The 15,301-nt window shown below is 57.6% G+C and carries 14 protein-coding genes and 3 pseudogenes; 10 read left to right on the top strand and 7 right to left on the bottom strand.

Annotation, left to right across the window (positions count from 1 at the left end):
* Positions 1–259: 259 nt before the first annotated feature.
* Positions 260–928, bottom strand: a pseudogene (locus tag ACP7E4_RS26925) (aldo/keto reductase); the annotation flags it as partial.
* Between ACP7E4_RS26925 and ACP7E4_RS26920 the strand changes: the two are divergent.
* The 3 genes and pseudogenes from ACP7E4_RS26920 to mug all read left to right on the top strand — a co-directional run bounded on the left by ACP7E4_RS26920 (position 909) and on the right by mug (position 1,852).
* A complete protein-coding gene (locus tag ACP7E4_RS26920; RefSeq protein ID WP_426224904.1) occupies positions 909–1,112 on the top strand; it encodes a hypothetical protein in 204 nt (67 codons plus the stop codon). The pseudogene ACP7E4_RS26925 and the gene ACP7E4_RS26920 overlap by 20 nt on opposite strands.
* Before the next feature lie 87 nt (positions 1,113–1,199).
* Positions 1,200–1,310: pseudogene (locus ACP7E4_RS26915) on the top strand (TetR/AcrR family transcriptional regulator); the annotation flags it as partial.
* A gap of 8 nt (positions 1,311–1,318) precedes the next feature.
* The gene (gene mug, locus ACP7E4_RS26910) at positions 1,319–1,852 is read left to right on the top strand and encodes a G/U mismatch-specific DNA glycosylase (protein WP_331149335.1); all 534 of its coding nucleotides are present in this window, start codon (positions 1,319–1,321) and stop codon (positions 1,850–1,852) included.
* A gap of 24 nt (positions 1,853–1,876) precedes the next feature.
* Here the strand turns inward: mug and ACP7E4_RS26905 are convergent, their stop codons facing one another.
* The 4 genes and pseudogenes from ACP7E4_RS26905 to ACP7E4_RS26890 all read right to left on the bottom strand — a co-directional run bounded on the left by ACP7E4_RS26905 (position 1,877) and on the right by ACP7E4_RS26890 (position 6,571).
* A complete protein-coding gene (locus tag ACP7E4_RS26905) occupies positions 1,877–2,278 on the bottom strand; it encodes a response regulator (RefSeq protein ID WP_426118795.1) in 402 nt (133 codons plus the stop codon).
* Between the two features lie 185 nt (positions 2,279–2,463).
* Positions 2,464–4,532, bottom strand: a pseudogene (locus ACP7E4_RS26900) (HWE histidine kinase domain-containing protein); the annotation flags it as partial.
* A 320-nt stretch (positions 4,533–4,852) separates the two neighbouring features.
* A complete protein-coding gene (locus ACP7E4_RS26895) occupies positions 4,853–5,686 on the bottom strand; it encodes an inositol monophosphatase family protein (RefSeq protein WP_426118796.1) in 834 nt (277 codons plus the stop codon).
* A gap of 48 nt (positions 5,687–5,734) precedes the next feature.
* Complete coding sequence (locus ACP7E4_RS26890) at positions 5,735–6,571, bottom strand: DUF1206 domain-containing protein (RefSeq protein ID WP_426118797.1); 837 nt, start codon at positions 6,569–6,571, stop codon at positions 5,735–5,737.
* A gap of 199 nt (positions 6,572–6,770) precedes the next feature.
* Here ACP7E4_RS26890 and ACP7E4_RS26885 point away from each other — a divergent pair, with 199 nt between their 5' ends.
* The 3 genes from ACP7E4_RS26885 to ACP7E4_RS26875 all read left to right on the top strand — a co-directional run bounded on the left by ACP7E4_RS26885 (position 6,771) and on the right by ACP7E4_RS26875 (position 8,907).
* Positions 6,771–7,790 carry an alpha/beta hydrolase gene (locus tag ACP7E4_RS26885; RefSeq protein WP_426118799.1) on the top strand — a complete coding sequence of 340 codons (1,020 nt, stop codon included), beginning with the start codon at positions 6,771–6,773 and terminating at the stop codon, positions 7,788–7,790.
* A gap of 172 nt (positions 7,791–7,962) precedes the next feature.
* On the top strand, positions 7,963–8,160 hold the full coding sequence (locus tag ACP7E4_RS26880) for a hypothetical protein (RefSeq protein ID WP_426118800.1): 198 nt from the start codon (positions 7,963–7,965) through the stop codon (positions 8,158–8,160).
* A 369-nt stretch (positions 8,161–8,529) separates the two neighbouring features.
* Positions 8,530–8,907, top strand: coding sequence for a low affinity iron permease family protein (locus ACP7E4_RS26875; protein WP_426118802.1), 378 nt, complete (start codon positions 8,530–8,532; stop codon positions 8,905–8,907).
* A gap of 165 nt (positions 8,908–9,072) precedes the next feature.
* Here the strand turns inward: ACP7E4_RS26875 and ACP7E4_RS26870 are convergent, their stop codons facing one another.
* Positions 9,073–9,549, bottom strand: coding sequence for a hemerythrin domain-containing protein (locus tag ACP7E4_RS26870; protein ID WP_426118803.1), 477 nt, complete (start codon positions 9,547–9,549; stop codon positions 9,073–9,075).
* A 358-nt stretch (positions 9,550–9,907) separates the two neighbouring features.
* Here ACP7E4_RS26870 and ACP7E4_RS26865 point away from each other — a divergent pair, with 358 nt between their 5' ends.
* Positions 9,908–11,032 (top strand): DUF3182 family protein, encoded by a 1,125-nt coding sequence (locus ACP7E4_RS26865; protein ID WP_426118804.1) that lies wholly within the window; start codon positions 9,908–9,910, stop codon positions 11,030–11,032.
* Positions 11,016–11,786 carry an alpha/beta hydrolase family protein gene (locus tag ACP7E4_RS26860; protein WP_426118805.1) on the top strand — a complete coding sequence of 257 codons (771 nt, stop codon included), beginning with the start codon at positions 11,016–11,018 and terminating at the stop codon, positions 11,784–11,786. The genes ACP7E4_RS26865 and ACP7E4_RS26860 overlap by 17 nt, the downstream gene beginning before the upstream one ends.
* Before the next feature lie 51 nt (positions 11,787–11,837).
* On the opposite strand, the gene ACP7E4_RS26855 is transcribed toward ACP7E4_RS26860, so the two are convergent.
* The gene (locus ACP7E4_RS26855) at positions 11,838–13,070 is read right to left on the bottom strand and encodes a zinc-dependent alcohol dehydrogenase (RefSeq protein WP_426118807.1); all 1,233 of its coding nucleotides are present in this window, start codon (positions 13,068–13,070) and stop codon (positions 11,838–11,840) included.
* 262 nt (positions 13,071–13,332) lie between these two features.
* On the opposite strand from ACP7E4_RS26855, the gene ACP7E4_RS26850 reads away from it, so the two are divergent.
* Both ACP7E4_RS26850 and ACP7E4_RS26845 read left to right on the top strand, forming a co-directional pair.
* The gene (locus tag ACP7E4_RS26850) at positions 13,333–13,974 is read left to right on the top strand and encodes a Yip1 family protein (protein ID WP_426118808.1); all 642 of its coding nucleotides are present in this window, start codon (positions 13,333–13,335) and stop codon (positions 13,972–13,974) included.
* 109 nt (positions 13,975–14,083) lie between these two features.
* Positions 14,084–15,064: a ketopantoate reductase family protein gene (locus tag ACP7E4_RS26845; RefSeq protein ID WP_426118809.1), complete on the top strand. Its 981-nt coding sequence runs from the start codon at positions 14,084–14,086 to the stop codon at positions 15,062–15,064.
* The last annotated feature ends 237 nt before the right edge of the window (positions 15,065–15,301 follow it).

Raw genomic sequence — 15,301 nt, 5'->3', positions numbered from 1 at the left:
GGCCTCAAGCTTGAACTCGAGGGTGTATTTAACGCGGTCTGTCTTGGACTTAGTCATGTCGTATCCTTGCGGCTATTGAGACACCTGGCAAGGGATACGTTTTTCAGGGGCAAGGTCAGTGCAAGACATAAAAATCAATTAGATACGACAAAATTCCAACTTACCCCTGCACCAAACCCAACCAAAAAAAGACGTCCAAAGACGTCTTTTTTTGTGCCCGTAAGCTCAAGGGTCGACTTTGATGAGCCCCTTCCCCCCATCATTTCTTACGCGGAATAAACCCTGGAACCCCCGTCTCAACCACCGAATTAAATCGAATCCGGGTGGTGATTTCTTCGTTGATCTCGCTCGTCGCTCGGTGTGGCAGCGTCGTGATGTTGAAGTTTTCCTGGATACGGCTTGGCGTTGCTGAGGTTGTCAGGAAAGCGGTGCCGCGCTGGACTGCCCAGGCGAGTGCGACTTGTGCCGGGCTTTTTCGCAGGTTGCGGGCTATGTCGGTGATCACCGGGTCTTGCAGCACATTCGGTTCCATCCCGTGGCCCAGCGGGGCAAAGGCCAGGAGAACAATCCCGTGCTGTTTGCAGAACTCGAGCATCTCCCATTCAGGCAAAAACGGGTGCGCTTCGATTTGCACCACGGCCGGTTTGATCCGTGCAGCGGCGACGATCTCTTTCAGCGCATCCAGCGTGATGTCCGAGAGGCCGATGGACTTGCAGCGGCCTTCATCCACCAGGCTTTCAAGGGCGCGCCAGGTGTCGAGCAAGGTGATTTTGCCATCGTAGATGACCTGTCCCAGAGCGTCCCGTGGGTCCTGATTGTCGCCAGGCTGGAAGGCGAACGGCGTGTGGATCAAATAGCAATCGATGTAGTCGACCTGCAATCGCCGGCAGCTCGCTTCGAGCGCGGGTTTGAATCGCTCGGGGTGGTGGAATGCTGTTTTCGCCCTGGGCGTAAGCCTGTTGATTCAAACGCAAGCTGGTGTCAGCGGCGCGCAAGGCGTCGTCTTGCGCCAGGTTCTGCTCAGCGCCATGGTTGATTGCCTGCAAGGTGTCCGCGACCTGGCCGAACGAGTGAATAACCATTTGCTGGTAGCGAGCCAGCGAGGCGGATAACTGGACGCGGGATAGCGATTCGCCGTCGCCACGCCCACTGCCGCGCTGGCGATGTACAGTTCCGATTCGGCTTGCAGGATGTCTGGCATACTCGCCTCCTCGCTGCTGTATAGCATTTCGATACGCGCGCGGGCGGGGAAATCCCGCGAACAGTTGACCGGCCTGGTGCGCAATGCCGTCAACGTGATCTGCGGCTGAGAGGTGACATGCAAGGACTTGAAGACATTCTGGCTGAAGGTCTGTCAGTGGTTTTTTGCGGGATCAATCCCGGCTTGCTGGCTGCAGCCCAAGGGCACCATTTCGCGGGGCGGGGAAATCGCTTCTGGCGCACGCTTCATCTGGCCGGGTTCACGGGCGAAGAAGTGCGGCCGGAAAACGACCGGTCAATCCTTGAGTACCACTGTGGATTGACCGCCGTGGTCGCACGGCCCACCGCGCGGGCTGATCAATTGTCCGCTCAGGAATTCACCGCAGTCGCGGTGAGTTTTGAGCAGAAGATTGCCCGCTATGCGCCGCTCAACGTAGCGTTTCTCGGCAAGGCGGCCTACGCCGGATTGTCCGGGCAGAAGGTGATTCAGTGGGGACGTCAGGCGCAGACGTTCGGCGGTGCAGCCGTCTGGGTGCTGCCCAACCCCAGCGGGCGCAATCTGGCGTTTACGTTGGAGCAATTGGTGGTGGCGTATCGACAGTTATATCGGGCTGCATGTCTGCAGTCGGGTACAGGCCTTAACCAACGCTGAAGGTTCGGCCGTGCGCGCGGCGGATTACATCGAGTTCGGGGCTGCGCGACTGCTCGCGATATCTCCAGGAAGCAGCCCCCGCAACGCCTCACCCAATTGCACTTCACCGAAAGGCTTCGCAATGCAATGCCGATCTGCCCATAACTCGGGTATGCCGACGTGGCCGTACCCTGAACAAAACACGAAAGGTATACCGCGTTCGGCAATTGCTGCGGCGATTGGAAAAGACGTGCCGCCGATGATGTTGATGTCGAGAATTGCCAGGTCGAACTGCCCCGTGAGTGCGTAGTTCAAGCCGTCGGCGAGCGTGCTGGCGTGAAATGCCGTTGAGTAACCCAGGTCTTCGAGCATTGCCTCGATCAACATCGCCAGCATTGTCTCGTCTTCGACAAGGAACACCCGGGGCAGCGCGATTGCCGAAATCATACTGCGCCTGCCGACGTTTCAAGCCGTGAAATGAGCATCGAACATTGCAGACCAGTACTTGGGAAAAATACCTCTGCCTTGCCTTGCAGCTCGCCCTCGATGCTGCGGTGGATCAATCGAAAACCAAAGCCTTTGACCGCGCTTTCACTGACCGGCGGACCGCCTGTTTCGACCCAGTCGATCTTGAGCGCCTGCGGGTTTTCGGCCAGGTTCAGCGTGGCAGTAATCGTCACGCGGCCGCAGGGCCACATCAGTGCGCCATGCTGCAGGGCGTTGGCCATCAATTCGTGGAACACCATTGAAAGGGTCAGGGATATTCTGGGTTCGAGCGTGACCTGATCGCCTTTGAGCGTGATCTGGTTTGTCCCGCCACCCGAGGCCTGCAGCGGGAGGATCAGATCCGCAAGCTGACTGGATGTCCATTCAGACTGCGCGAGGGCGTCATGCGCCTGACTCAAGGCAAACAGCCGCGCATCGAAACGCTTGCGAAACGACGCCAGGGAATCAGAGCTGCTGGCGGTGAGAGATGCCATCGCCTGGACCGTCGCGAGGGTGTTTTTTACCCGATGATTCAGCTCGTTGAGCAGTGCCGCGCGCGCGATGCGATGCTCCAGCAGTTGCCGTTCCAGCCCGGTGGAAATCGACTGCGCCGGTTCGCGGTGAACCTGGTGCTCCAGATCGTGCTCCAGCGCAGAACGCCGAATGTCTTCAGCGGCATAGAGATCGCCCATCGACCACGGCTGCGCTTTACCGGTGACTTGTTCTTGCCAGATGTCGAACGATTGCCGAGGGTGCAGGCGATGGCTGGCTGAGCCGAGCGGACCGGGGCTCAGGTGCTGGGCCGGATTTCCGCTCCAGTTCATCGTGGAGGTCAACTGTGGACGAAACCACATCACGGCGTTGTCGATGGACTTGGGCAGGATGAAGGCGATGACACCACTTGCCACATCACGAAAGGCGGCGCTGGCAGGGTTTTCCAGGTACATCGAGTGGGTATGGAAAACACCCAGGCCCTGAAAACCAAAGGCGCGCTCTTTCGACTTTTTCTGCGGCAGGCCCACATCCCGAATCCACAGATGTAGCGCCCGCACCTGCGCAGGGGTTGGGCAGTTTCCGAACAGGTGCAGTCGATCCGCAATCAGCACTGCGACACCGTCCGCCAGGGTCAGCGCCTGAAGTTGCCCGGGCCGACTCACCAACCCTTCCAGAACGTCCCGATCCGTACGGCTCATGGCTGAGGCCAGCACCCCGAGCAAGACAACTTTCTCCTCCCATTCACGCTGGATTTGGGTCGCGACAATCGAGGCGATTTTCACTGACAGCAGCTGGCCGATCAGGGTGCAGGCATCCTGCAGCTCGCGAGGTACAAACAGCGGTTCGGGATGAGCGCAGGTGATCAGGCCCCAGAGCTTGCCGTTGTCCAGCAGCGAAATGCTCATCGACGAAACCACGCCCATGTTCTTCAGGTACTCACAATGAACCGGAGAAACGCTGCGCAGGGTCGAGAAGCCCAGATCAAGCGGTTGCCCTGTTGACGGCCTGAGCAACGGCACCAACGGAACGGGGGTATACGTCGCGTCGGGAATCACCCTGATCCAGTTCAAGCGATACAACTCCCGGGCCTGAGCGGGAATGTCAGAGCCGGGGAAATTCAAACCGTGATAACTGGGCAAACTGCCAGTCAGCGCTTCGGCCACTACCTTGCCATGGCCCTCAGGCTCGAAGCGGTAAATCATCACCCTGTCGTAGCCAGTCAGCACCTGGATCTCATGTACGCTGACAGCGAACAACGCGTCCAACGTATCGACAGCCTGCAAGTTGCGCAGCACCCGGGCAATGACTCTGGAGTGTTCCTGCGAGACGTCTACAAATGGCTCCAGTTCGAGAATCCACACGTCTTCGCTACGGTGCAGCGAGGCGCTGTAGTCCGAACCACCAAAGCTCAGACGAACTGGATCACTTTCACCAAAGCAGGGGTCGGAACACGCGCGTTCAAGGTGGTTTGCCTGTTGCGGCGACATCAGCATCGACATGGATTTGCCTAATAGCTGACGGCTGTCGAGACCTAATACCCTGGCGCAGTTGGCGCTTACCTGCTCGATGCAAAGGGGTTTACCGCTGAAGGTAAGCAATACGCCATGGGGCTGAATGGCTCCGGGAATGCGGATCGGTCATCTGCGCAGTCGGCCAACGCAACTTCAAGCTCGGGCTCAAGCGCCGCATCCAGGCTCGCGTCCTGCGTATGGTCGTTCATTGCGCAACTCCTGGATCCTTCAAACGGAACAGCCCTGTGCAATTGGCGGTACGAACGTTAGAGGCGGCACGCAGACCTAGTGGAAAGTTAAGTGGACGCGGTCTAGCTGATGCAAGGCTGCACCATAACAGCAGATCGATGCAGGCGGGACTACTTTAGAGCGTTCAGCAACCAGCAAAGAATGGGCGTTGAAGAGTTATCACTCAAAGTGAATTAGCGCTGAATTTATTGTATTCATTTGGGAGTTGGATCTGACCAGCGATCTACCGGTTTTGCATCGGCCCGGTAGGACTCGGCTCCTACAAGACCGGTTGTGCAGTTCACTCGTCCAGCGAGGATCCGATCATCTCGGCCACTTGCTGATAAACCTGCGGACTTGCGACCAGCAGCGGATTACCCCGAGTCAGGCCATCGTTACGCAGGAAGTCGTTCTGCAGCCCGCCTGCCTCCTTGACCAGTACCAGCCCGGCCAGACAATCCCAGCTGTTGATGTGGGTTTCGTAGTAGCCGATCAGGCGGCCTGCGGCGACGTACGCCACCATCAACGCCCCCGAACCATTGCGGATGAAGGTGCCGCCTTGTTCCAGCAACTGGGTAATGAACGGAATGAAGTGCTCTTTGCCGCGCCGCAGCGATGTGCCGACGCCCATAACGCCGTGGCGGATATCAGGCGCGGTGTTGACGCTCAGGCGCTGCCCGTTGAGCCAGGCGCCCTGCCCCGAACAGGCATGAAACAGCTCGTCGTGGATCGCATCAGCGACTGCGCCGACCATGGGCTCGCCGTCCACCAGCAAGCCGATCGACACGCACCAGGCATGCAAGCCGTTGACAAAACAGCGGGTGCCGTCGATAGGATCAACGACCCAGATACAACGTGCATCAAGCGTCGCTCCACCGGTTTCTTCGCCGAGAAAACCGTCGTCCGGGAACCGTTCGGCCAGTTGCTGCTTGATGAACGCCTCGGTGTCCTGATCGACGATGCTGACCAGATCCTGGAGTTGATCGCCTTTATGGCCGACGACCAAGGAATCGCGTTCCTTGTACGGCCCAAGCGCGCGGCGCGCGGCTTTCATCGCGAGCTCCCGGGCGAACGCGTAACGCGCCTGCAAAGCCTCGGGGCTCAATGGAGCATCTACTGCTGGATGACGCGACATGGAATGTTCCTGACCGAAGCGCTGATGGAAAACTGTTCGATCAGCAGCTTACTTCAAATGTGAGGTGACGAAATCCGGAGCATCCGGCACATCCATGTTGATCTTGCGCCATATCGCTTCGGCAAAGCTGTAAACGGCAAACGCCATGAGCCCAACCGCAACCACCGACAGCACCAGCCAACCCATCGGCAGGCTTTCCAGACCGTTCATGGCGTCTTTCATGCCCGGCGGATGCATGGCCTGATAGCTCGAACCGCTGATCGCGAGCAGAACGGCGATCTCGATAAAAGCGACACCCCGCGCAATCAGGCCGAAGCGTGAGACGGGGCGCACATAACGCATGACCTGTTCATCGGCTTCGAAATACTTCTCGAACGTCGCTTTCCAGCCTTTGACGATATGAATGATGCCGACCACCAACGGCACCAATGCCGCGAGATAAATCAGCAGGTTCGAGTGATCCCATGAAAGCAGCGTCGCGAGAAAGTCTTCGGTCTTGCCGCCGCCCTTGGAGTCACTTGAGCTATTCAAACCGCTGATCAGCAGGCTCAAGGCAAAGAACGCCAGCAACGCATTGCTGACAGCGCCCGCCAGCAGACCGGCGCGAATGGCGATGCCTTTGAAGCTTGTGCCGTGATGGTCCACATCGCGGGTCGCCTGGAGCAAGCGCCAGGCGGAAAAGGCGATCAGGCCGACAACGACAATACCGACCAAGGCATGACCAAACGGTTGGCCGAGCAGTTTTTCCAGGCCGCTATGGCTGTCTGCCGGCTGCCCGGAACCCAGCGCAGCAAGCAGCGCAAAAAAACCGATGATGAGATAAACCAGACCACGGGCGGCATAACCACCCCGGGCGAGTAATACAAGGCCACGATTAGGCGACATGTCAAAAGTCCACAACGAGGAGATAAAACATAGACAAGAACAGCGAGCAGTTCGTTGCAGCAATTTGCCCAACTGTCTCCTTCAGGTTGACAGTCAAACGCGAGTCAGCCGCTTTATCACTTTCTGAATGAACCCTAATCTATGTCCATGGTGCTGAAACAGCCCAACCATTACTCACTGATCATCAAGGACTATCATCATGAACTTCATCCAGAAAGCCGCTTCCCTGACCGTACTTGCTCTGTCCATCAACACTGCTTTTGCCGCTGAAAGCACTTATGTCGAACACCAGACCCAAGGGTTTCTCAACGCCCTGGCAGCAGGTGGCGGCAAGCCTCTTGAGCAGCTGAGCCCGAAAGACGCTCGTGCAGTGCTGACCGGCGCACAACAGTCGGTGAAGGTGGATCTTTCCGGAGTTCAAGTCAGTGACCGCACCATCAAAGTGGCAGGCGAATCCATCGGTTTGAAAATCGTGCGCCCCGCCAATGTCAAAGGCGACTTGCCGGTGTTCATGTTCTTCCACGGTGGCGGCTGGGTGTTGGGCGACTACCCGACTCACGAACGTCTGATTCGTGACCTGGTAGTGAATTCCGGCGCCGTGGCGGTCTACGTCAACTACACGCCGTCCCCTGAAGCGCACTACCCGACCGCGATCAACCAGGCCTACGCCGCGACCAAATGGGTTGCCGAACATGGCAAGGAAATCGGCGTCGATGGCTCACGTCTCGCAGTAGCCGGTAACAGCGTCGGCGGCAACATGGCGGCGGTGGTCAGTTTGATGGCCAAAGAACAGAACACCCCGAAATTGCGCTTCCAACTGCTGCTGTGGCCGGTGACCGATGCGAAGTTCGATACAGCCTCTTATAACGAATTCGCTGAAGACCACTTCCTGACCAAAGGCATGATGCAGTGGTTCTGGGACAGCTACACCACCAACGCCGGCGAACGTGCGCAGATCCATGCCTCGCCATTGCAGGCCACCACCGAACAACTGCGCGGCCTGCCACCAGCGCTGATCCAGACTGCCGGTGCCGATGTGCTGCGTGATGAAGGCGAGGCCTACGCTCGCAAACTCGACGCCGCCGGGGTCGAGGTGACTGCGGTTCGTTACAACGGCATGGTTCACGATTACGGTCTGCTTAACCCGCTGCATCAGATCCCGGAAGTGAAAGCCGCCCTGCGCCAGGCGGGCAATGAACTTAAAGCGCACCTGAACTAATCGCGCATCCAGCACCCATAACGCCGCGATCTGAAAGGGTCGCGGCGTTTCATCGGTTAGGTGATTTTTCGCTGGCTCATCCGTCCCATTCGGCGCAGGATTTTCTCGCTGATTTCTCGCCGCTGACACGCGGCATGGTGTTCACCGACTTAATTAATGGAGATGCGTACAGATGCTTATCCAAATCGAAGAAGGTACTCACGGGGCCAATTGGGTCGTGAAGCTGGACAACTACCCGGTCAAGTGTCGAAGTTTGATTGAAGCCAAGGAATTTGCTGACCGAATGGCTTCAAGACTCAACGCACCACATACGTTCCCGGCGAAAGCCCAAGGCAGATCAGCAGGACAGGCGTCTGCTCAAGCTCGCTGAACATGTTCGACGTTGCATCAAGCCCGGCGATTGCCGGGCTTCGCGTTTCTGCGACATCCTTTTCACGCCGCTTTCACCTTTGCGCCCTTAACCTGCAATCACTCCTGTTGAATCCCATTGGCCCGCCGCGTAGCGGGTCTTTTTTTGTCCGGGGTTTGACACCGGCTCCGTTGGAGATTCTATGTTCGCGAGCAAGCTCGGCTCCTACAGATTTAGTGGATCGTTGGAGCGGGGCTTGCCCGCGAAGGCGTCAGTCCTGGTAATGAGCCGGATCAGGTGACTGCCCAACAAGATGAAATAATTTGTAAGTAGAAATTTCGCGATATTCCTGCGGTCTTTAGTTCATCACTTCAACTAATGGTCCCAGAAATGAAATTTTCGAAGTTTTCCCAGAGCCTTTCCAAATGGGCCGGCAGCGCCAGGACGTTCATGGCGGCAATCGTGCTGATTGGGTTGTGGGGCTTGAGCGGGCCGTATTTTCACTACAACGATACGTGGCAGCTGATCATCAATACCTCGACGACGATCATTACCTTTCTGATGGTGTTCCTGATTCAAAACACCCAGAACCGCGACAACGATGTACTGCACATCAAGATCGATGAGTTATTGCGCGTGACCAAGGATGCGCAGAACGCGCTGTTGAGCCTGGACAATCTGGACCAGAAAGAACTCAAGGCGTTGCGTAAGGAATACAAGGCATTGGGGGAAGGTGAGACGTTGGGTGAGCCTGCGAAAGTAGAATAGTCGGCGAAGGTCGTGGGATTCTATGTTTGGGGGCAACCCCCCAGACGCTGCAGATGTGTTGTCTGCACTGACGTCTTCCCGGATGAATCCGGTCCCACAGGATCGCACCGATTTCAATAATGTGGGAGCGAATAAATTCGCTCCCACAGGCTCCATTACACTTGATTACGCCGCCTTGTTAACCGCCGACAGCTGTTTTTTCAGCTCGGCTTTCAAGGTTTCCATCTGCGCGCCAAGTTCTTCCAGGCGCTCTTTGCCAAGCAATTTCTTGCACTGCGGGAACATCTCGGTTTCTTCTTCCTCGATGTGGTGCTCAAGCAGCTCTTTGACTACTTTCACGCGACCGGAAAACTCCGGCGTGCCTGGATCGGTGACTTTCAGGTCCGGCAGAACCAACGAGTCCACGGTGCGGTGCTCTTCCTTGGCTTCGTAATACATGATGTCCTGTTCTTTGCTCCCGGCCTCCTTGAAAGCCGGATACAGGATTTCTTCCTCAAGCTGGGTATGGATGGTCAATTCCATTTCCAGTTTGGCTAGCAGATCGGTACGTTTTTTGACCGCGCGGTCGGTGGATTCGCTCAGCTGACTGAGGATGTCTTTGACGCGCACATGGTCTTGTTCCAACAGTTCGATAGCGTTCATCAGGTTTCTCCGCAGATGGCGACTGTATACGTCGCCTTGATTTTTTAGTTGCTGGTGCAGCGTGAAGACTTGAATCGTGTAGCAACTAACAAAGCAGCTTTCATGCCCGAAATCGGGAAACCGCAAACACCATGAAAATCAACTAATTAGCAAATCACTAATAGTTAGCGCCCATGCAAAATGCATGAATCAGGCGATAGCCTCCCGGCATTTTGCGCTACCTCTTCTGCCGCCCTCACAACCCGAAAAAACCAGTTCAAGCCACTCATCAGAAATGCGGAACTCAACCTTTGCGCACCGGCTCGAAACGTTAGGCCGGAGATTTATTTCAACCATCCTATGGACCAGGAGTTGATCAATGAGCGGATCCAGAACGAGCATAAAAAAAGCTGCCGTAGTTCTCTTGTCCACCCATAAAAAGCTCGCAACACACGAAGTCGTCGTGCATCAGGCACTCGCGGAGAAACTCGCCGGATTGCTGGGAACGCAGTTTGAAGGCCTGTATGACGATGCCATCCATACTCAACCTGGCCTTTATTACGTCCCTTCCGACACGCTGATTGGCAAGCAGGAAAACAGCGCGCTGCATATCGACGATGCCGACGACCTGTTCGGCGGGTTGATCTCGCAACCGTTCATGGCCACCAAGGCCATTTCCCATCCTCTTATCCCCAATGCCACTGCCAAACCACCCGGCTGGTCCGAGGAGTTTGACGAGCAAACCACAGACGCGGTGCTGGCCGGTTACACCGTGTTCAACCAACAGGACGCGGATCGCGCGGGTCGGCTGATTCTGGCCAATGGCCCAGTGCGCGTAAAACCGGTCCTGGCCACTGCGGGGCGCGGCCAGATCGTCGCCCACGATGAAACCGAGCTCGACCAGGCCATCGCGCAACAGGACATGCAGGAAGTCGAAACCTGGGGGCTGGTGCTGGAAGAAGACCTGACCGATGTCGTGACCTTGAGTGTCGGGCAGGTCAGCGTGGCCGGCATCACCGCCAGTTATCACGGCACCCAATGCCTGACCCAGGACAATCAGGGTGAAACGGTGTATGGCGGCTCGACGCTGTGGGTCGTGCGCGGCGATTATCAGACGCTGCTGAAACAACCTCTCGACGAATCCGTCAGGCGCGCCATCACTCAGGCGATGCGTTATGAGCAGGCGGCCTTCGAATGCTTCCCGGACTTGATCGCTTCCCGGCGCAATTACGACATCGCCCAGGGCACCAATGCTCAAGGCAAGCGCTGCTCCGGCGTGCTTGAGCAATCCTGGCGCATCGGCGGGGCCAGCGCGGCGGAAGTCGAGGCCTTGCTGGCATTTGCTGCCGATCCCGACTTACAGGCTATTTGCGCCTCGACCCACGAAATTTACGGCCCCACTGCGCTTGCGGCAGGGGCCAACGTGCTTTACGAGGGCGACGACCCGGACGTGGGATTCATTACCAAATTCACACAGGTTCAACCTTATGAGTGTCAGCAGTGAAAGCATTGAAATTGCCGTAGATAACCAATCGATATCGGGAACGATCCTGACTCCCGGTGCGAAAATCCCCGGCATCCTGTTCGTCCACGGCTGGGGCGGCAGCCAACAACGTGACCTGGCGCGGGCGAAAAACATTACCGGCCTGGGCTGCGTGTGCCTGACATTCGATTTGCGCGGTCATGAGCGCACCCATGAAATGCGCGCTCGCGTGTCTCGTGAAGACAGCCTGGAAGATCTGGTCGCCGCTTACGACCGGCTGGTCAGTCATCCGGCTGTGGACAATACCGCCATCGCGGTGATCGGCAGCAGTTATGGCGGTTACCTGGCGACGATCCTCAGCGGCCTGCGCCCGGTCAAATGGCTGGCGTTGCGGGTGCCGGCGCTGTATTGGGATGCCGACTGGGAGATGCCCAAGCAAGAACTGGATCGGGACAAACTCGCCCACTATCGCCGCTCGGCCGTAACCGCAGCGGATAATCGCGCATTGGCCGCGTGCAAGGAATTCAAGGGGGATGTGCTGCTCATCGAGTCAGAACAGGACGACTACGTGCCCCACGCCACGCTGATGAGTTATCGCGGCGCGTTCGAACTGGCGCATTCGTTGACGTATCGGTTAGTCGACGGCGCCGACCATGCGCTGAGCAGTGACATCAGCCAAAGCATTTACAGCTCGATGCTGACCAACTGGATCAGCGAAATGGTGATCGGCGCGCGTCTGGTGAATTACCCGCATCATTCGTCGAAATATTCCTGAGGTATTTCGACTTGGTTTCAATCACGAAGGCCTTCAGCGAAGGCCTTCGACTTATGCGCCCTGGCTGACAGCCAACACACCTTCAACACTTTCCGGTTCACCGACGCGACTGTCGAAACCCGGCGTGAGGATCACTTTGCGGCAGTCTTCCTCTTTCTTGTCGAAGATCTTGTAGCCTTTGGCCGCCTCTTCCAGTGACATCCGGTGGGTGATGATCGCTTCGGGACTCAACGCGCCGCTCTCGATGTGTTCCAGCAACTCCGGCAGATAGCGCTGCACGTGGGTCTGGCCCATCTTGAAGGTCAAGCCCTTGTCGAAGGCATCGCCGAACATGAAGCCGTGGATGAAACCTGCGTAGACACCCGGCACGCTCACCGTACCGCCGCGACGGACCGCAGCGATGCACTGGCGCAACGCCTTGCCGCTGCTGCCTTCGAGCTTGAGGGTGGCGAGGATGGTTTCCGTGGTGCTGCCCTTGGCTTCGAAACCCACCGCATCGATCACGCCGTCAACACCGCGCATGCCGGCGGTCTGGCGAATGATGGTATCGGCCGGATCATCGTCATCGTCGAAGTTGATCGGGATAACGCCATACGTCGCCTGGGCGTAGGCGAGACGATACGGGTGGTGATCGACCATGAAGATCTTCTCCGCGCCCAGCATCCGCGCACATGCCGCACTGAGCAGCCCGACCGGCCCGGCGCCGTAAATGGCGACACTCGAACCTGTGCCGATGCCCGCATTGAGCACAGCTTGCCAGGCGGTGGGCAGAATGTCGGAGAGGAACAACACCTTTTCATCAGGCAAGGTGCCCGGCACCTTGAACGGCCCGGTATTGCCTTTGGGCACCCGGACATATTCAGCCTGGCCGCCCGGAATCCCGCCGTACAAATGGCTGAAACCAAACAGCGCGGCGCCAGGCGGAATCGATTTTTTATTCAGAATAGCGCCACGTCCGGTGTTGGTGGTTTCGCAGGCGGCGAACTGATCCAGCTGGCAGAAGAAGCAACTGCCGCAAGCGATCACAAACGGGATCACCACGCGGTCGCCCGGTTGTACCGCCGTAACCTGGGAACCGACTTCCTCGACAATGCCCATGAACTCATGACCAAAAATATCGCCATGTTCAGTGGCCGGGATCTTGCCGCGATAGAGGTGTAAATCCGAGCCACAGATAGCGGTGGCAGTGACTTTCAGAATAATGTCATCCGCTTCCTGGAGGATCGGATCAGCGACCGTTTCGACCCGGACATCATGGGCCCCGTGATAGGTAAGTGCGCGCATGGAGTTCTCCCGAATAAGTGGCTTCTGTGCAAATCAATAACTGAAGTCCTTGAATAAGAGGAGGCCTTTCGACGAATTAAAGTTCAGGTCCGGGTGCAATAAGTTGACCAGCGGGCCACACAGTTACATCCCACGGCACGGCAATGTTAATTCATGCGCCGTTCAGCTTTTTGCACTGAACCCGACGGACAACTAACCTCTAACGAGTTGACACGGCTGCGTGCCGTAATCTGGAGGCTGCCTGGAGCAAGAGGGATTTGCCATGACTGCGCACTTCATTAAATTGTTCACTAACCCCGAACATGCATGGCGGGACATTCGCCAGGACGAAGAACAGCACCCGCGACACTATTTGCTGCATTTGTTGCTGTTGGCGTTGATACCCGCGATAAGCCTGTACATCGGCACCACTCGCGTGGGCTGGAGCCTGGCGGAAGGTGAAGAAGTTCGCCTGACCGCGAGCAGCGCGCTGCAATTGTGCGTGTTGCTCTACGTAACTATTCTGATCGGCACGATCATCATGGGCGCGTTCATCCGCTGGATGTCCCGTACGTTCGAGGCGCGGCCGACGCTGAATCAATGCATCGGTTTCGCGGCCTACACCGCCACGCCGCTTATGCTCGCCGGTTTGGCCGGCCTGTATCCGAGTCGCTGGCTGGCGATTGCGGTGCTGGGCCTGGCTGGCCTGTATTCGACGTACCTGTTGTTCGTCGGCATCACGACCTTCATGCGCCTGGATGCAGGCAAGGGGTTTCTGTATGCCGCAGCGGCATGGGGCGTAGGCCTTCTGGTGCTGGTGACGTCCCTGGTCGAGATGATTCTGCTCTGGTACAACCACCTGACTCCGGAATACCTGCGGGACGTGGCAATGCTGTCGGCATGGCTGGTGCCAGGAGCCGCCTGAACAGCGCCGTCCCGCCAGCTGTAAAAACTGCTGTGCGACGGCTGCCGACCGGTAAATACTGAACACATCCCGGAGCGCTTCCGGGACGTATTTCCCAGTCGGAGTTGTCATGAATTCTTTTTCCCTGCGCATTTGTGTCGCCGGTGCGGGCGCTATCGGCTGCACGCTGGCCGCCCGAATGGCGCTGAGTGGCCAGGCGATCAATGTCTTCGCTCGGGGCGAAACCCTGAGCATCCTGCAGCGTGACGGCATTCACTTGAGCGATGCGCACGGCGAGCACCACGTGTGGGTCAATGCCAGCAACGACGCAGTCGTTCTGGGCGAACAGGATCTGGTGTTCATCTGTGCCAAAGCTCATTCGCTGAGCAAGATGCTGCCGCAAATCCAGCCTATGATCGGCCCGCAAACTGTGGTCGTGCCAGTGGTCAATGGCGTGCCGTGGTGGTATTTCCATGGCGAAGGCGGGCGATTCGATGGCGAACGCGTCGAAGCGGTCGACCCTGGCGGCCTGCTGACGGATGCGCTGGATCTGAACCAGATCATCGGCTGCGTCGTGTTCATCACCGCTCAATGTCCGAGCCCCGGCGTGGTCAAATCCGACGACCCTTATCGAATTATCTTCGGCGAACTGGATAACAAACTGACACCGCGTCTGGAACGCGTGCGGGCACTGATTGAAGCGTGCGGTATCGAGGCGCAAGGCACGGATCGTTTGCGCGATCAGCTGTGGACGAAAATCATCGCCAACCTGACCTCCAACCCGGTATCGGTGATCACGGGCGCGACCTTGGGACAGATCTACGGCTTGCCGCAGATGCGTGAGCTGGCCATGGGCATGTTTCAGGAGGCGATGCTGGTCGCCACGACCTATGACGCCAGCGTGAGCATGGACCGTGAGACGTTTATTCGCTTTGGCGCCAGCATGGGCGCGGTGCGCACTTCCATGCTGCAAGACTTCGACAAGGGCTTGCCGCTGGAACTGGCGGCGATTGGCGATGCCGTGCTGGAACTGGCCGAACGCGCCAGCGTGCCGATGCCCATAACCCGCAGCATTCTGACTCTGGCGCATTTTTGTGCGGGGAAGGTGTAGGACAGCGCCCGACTTACACCCGAGGGAGCGAGCTTGCTCGCGAAGAGGCCGGCGCAAACGATACAAATCTTCATCGCCAGCACCTACGTCTTCCCGGATAAATCCGGTCCCACGGGTGGAATACGGTTCATCCCGTGGGAGCGAGCTTGCTCGCGAAGAGGCCGGCGCAAACGATACAAATCTTCATCGCCAGCACCTACGTCTTCCCGGATAAATCCGGTCCCACGGGTGGACTAC

It is taken from the genome of Pseudomonas sp. DSP3-2-3, from assembly GCF_049898225.1.
GTDB lineage: Bacteria > Pseudomonadota > Gammaproteobacteria > Pseudomonadales > Pseudomonadaceae > Aquipseudomonas.
The sequence above is the reverse complement of the archived record's forward strand: the minus strand, read 5'-3'. Positions and strand labels throughout refer to the sequence as shown.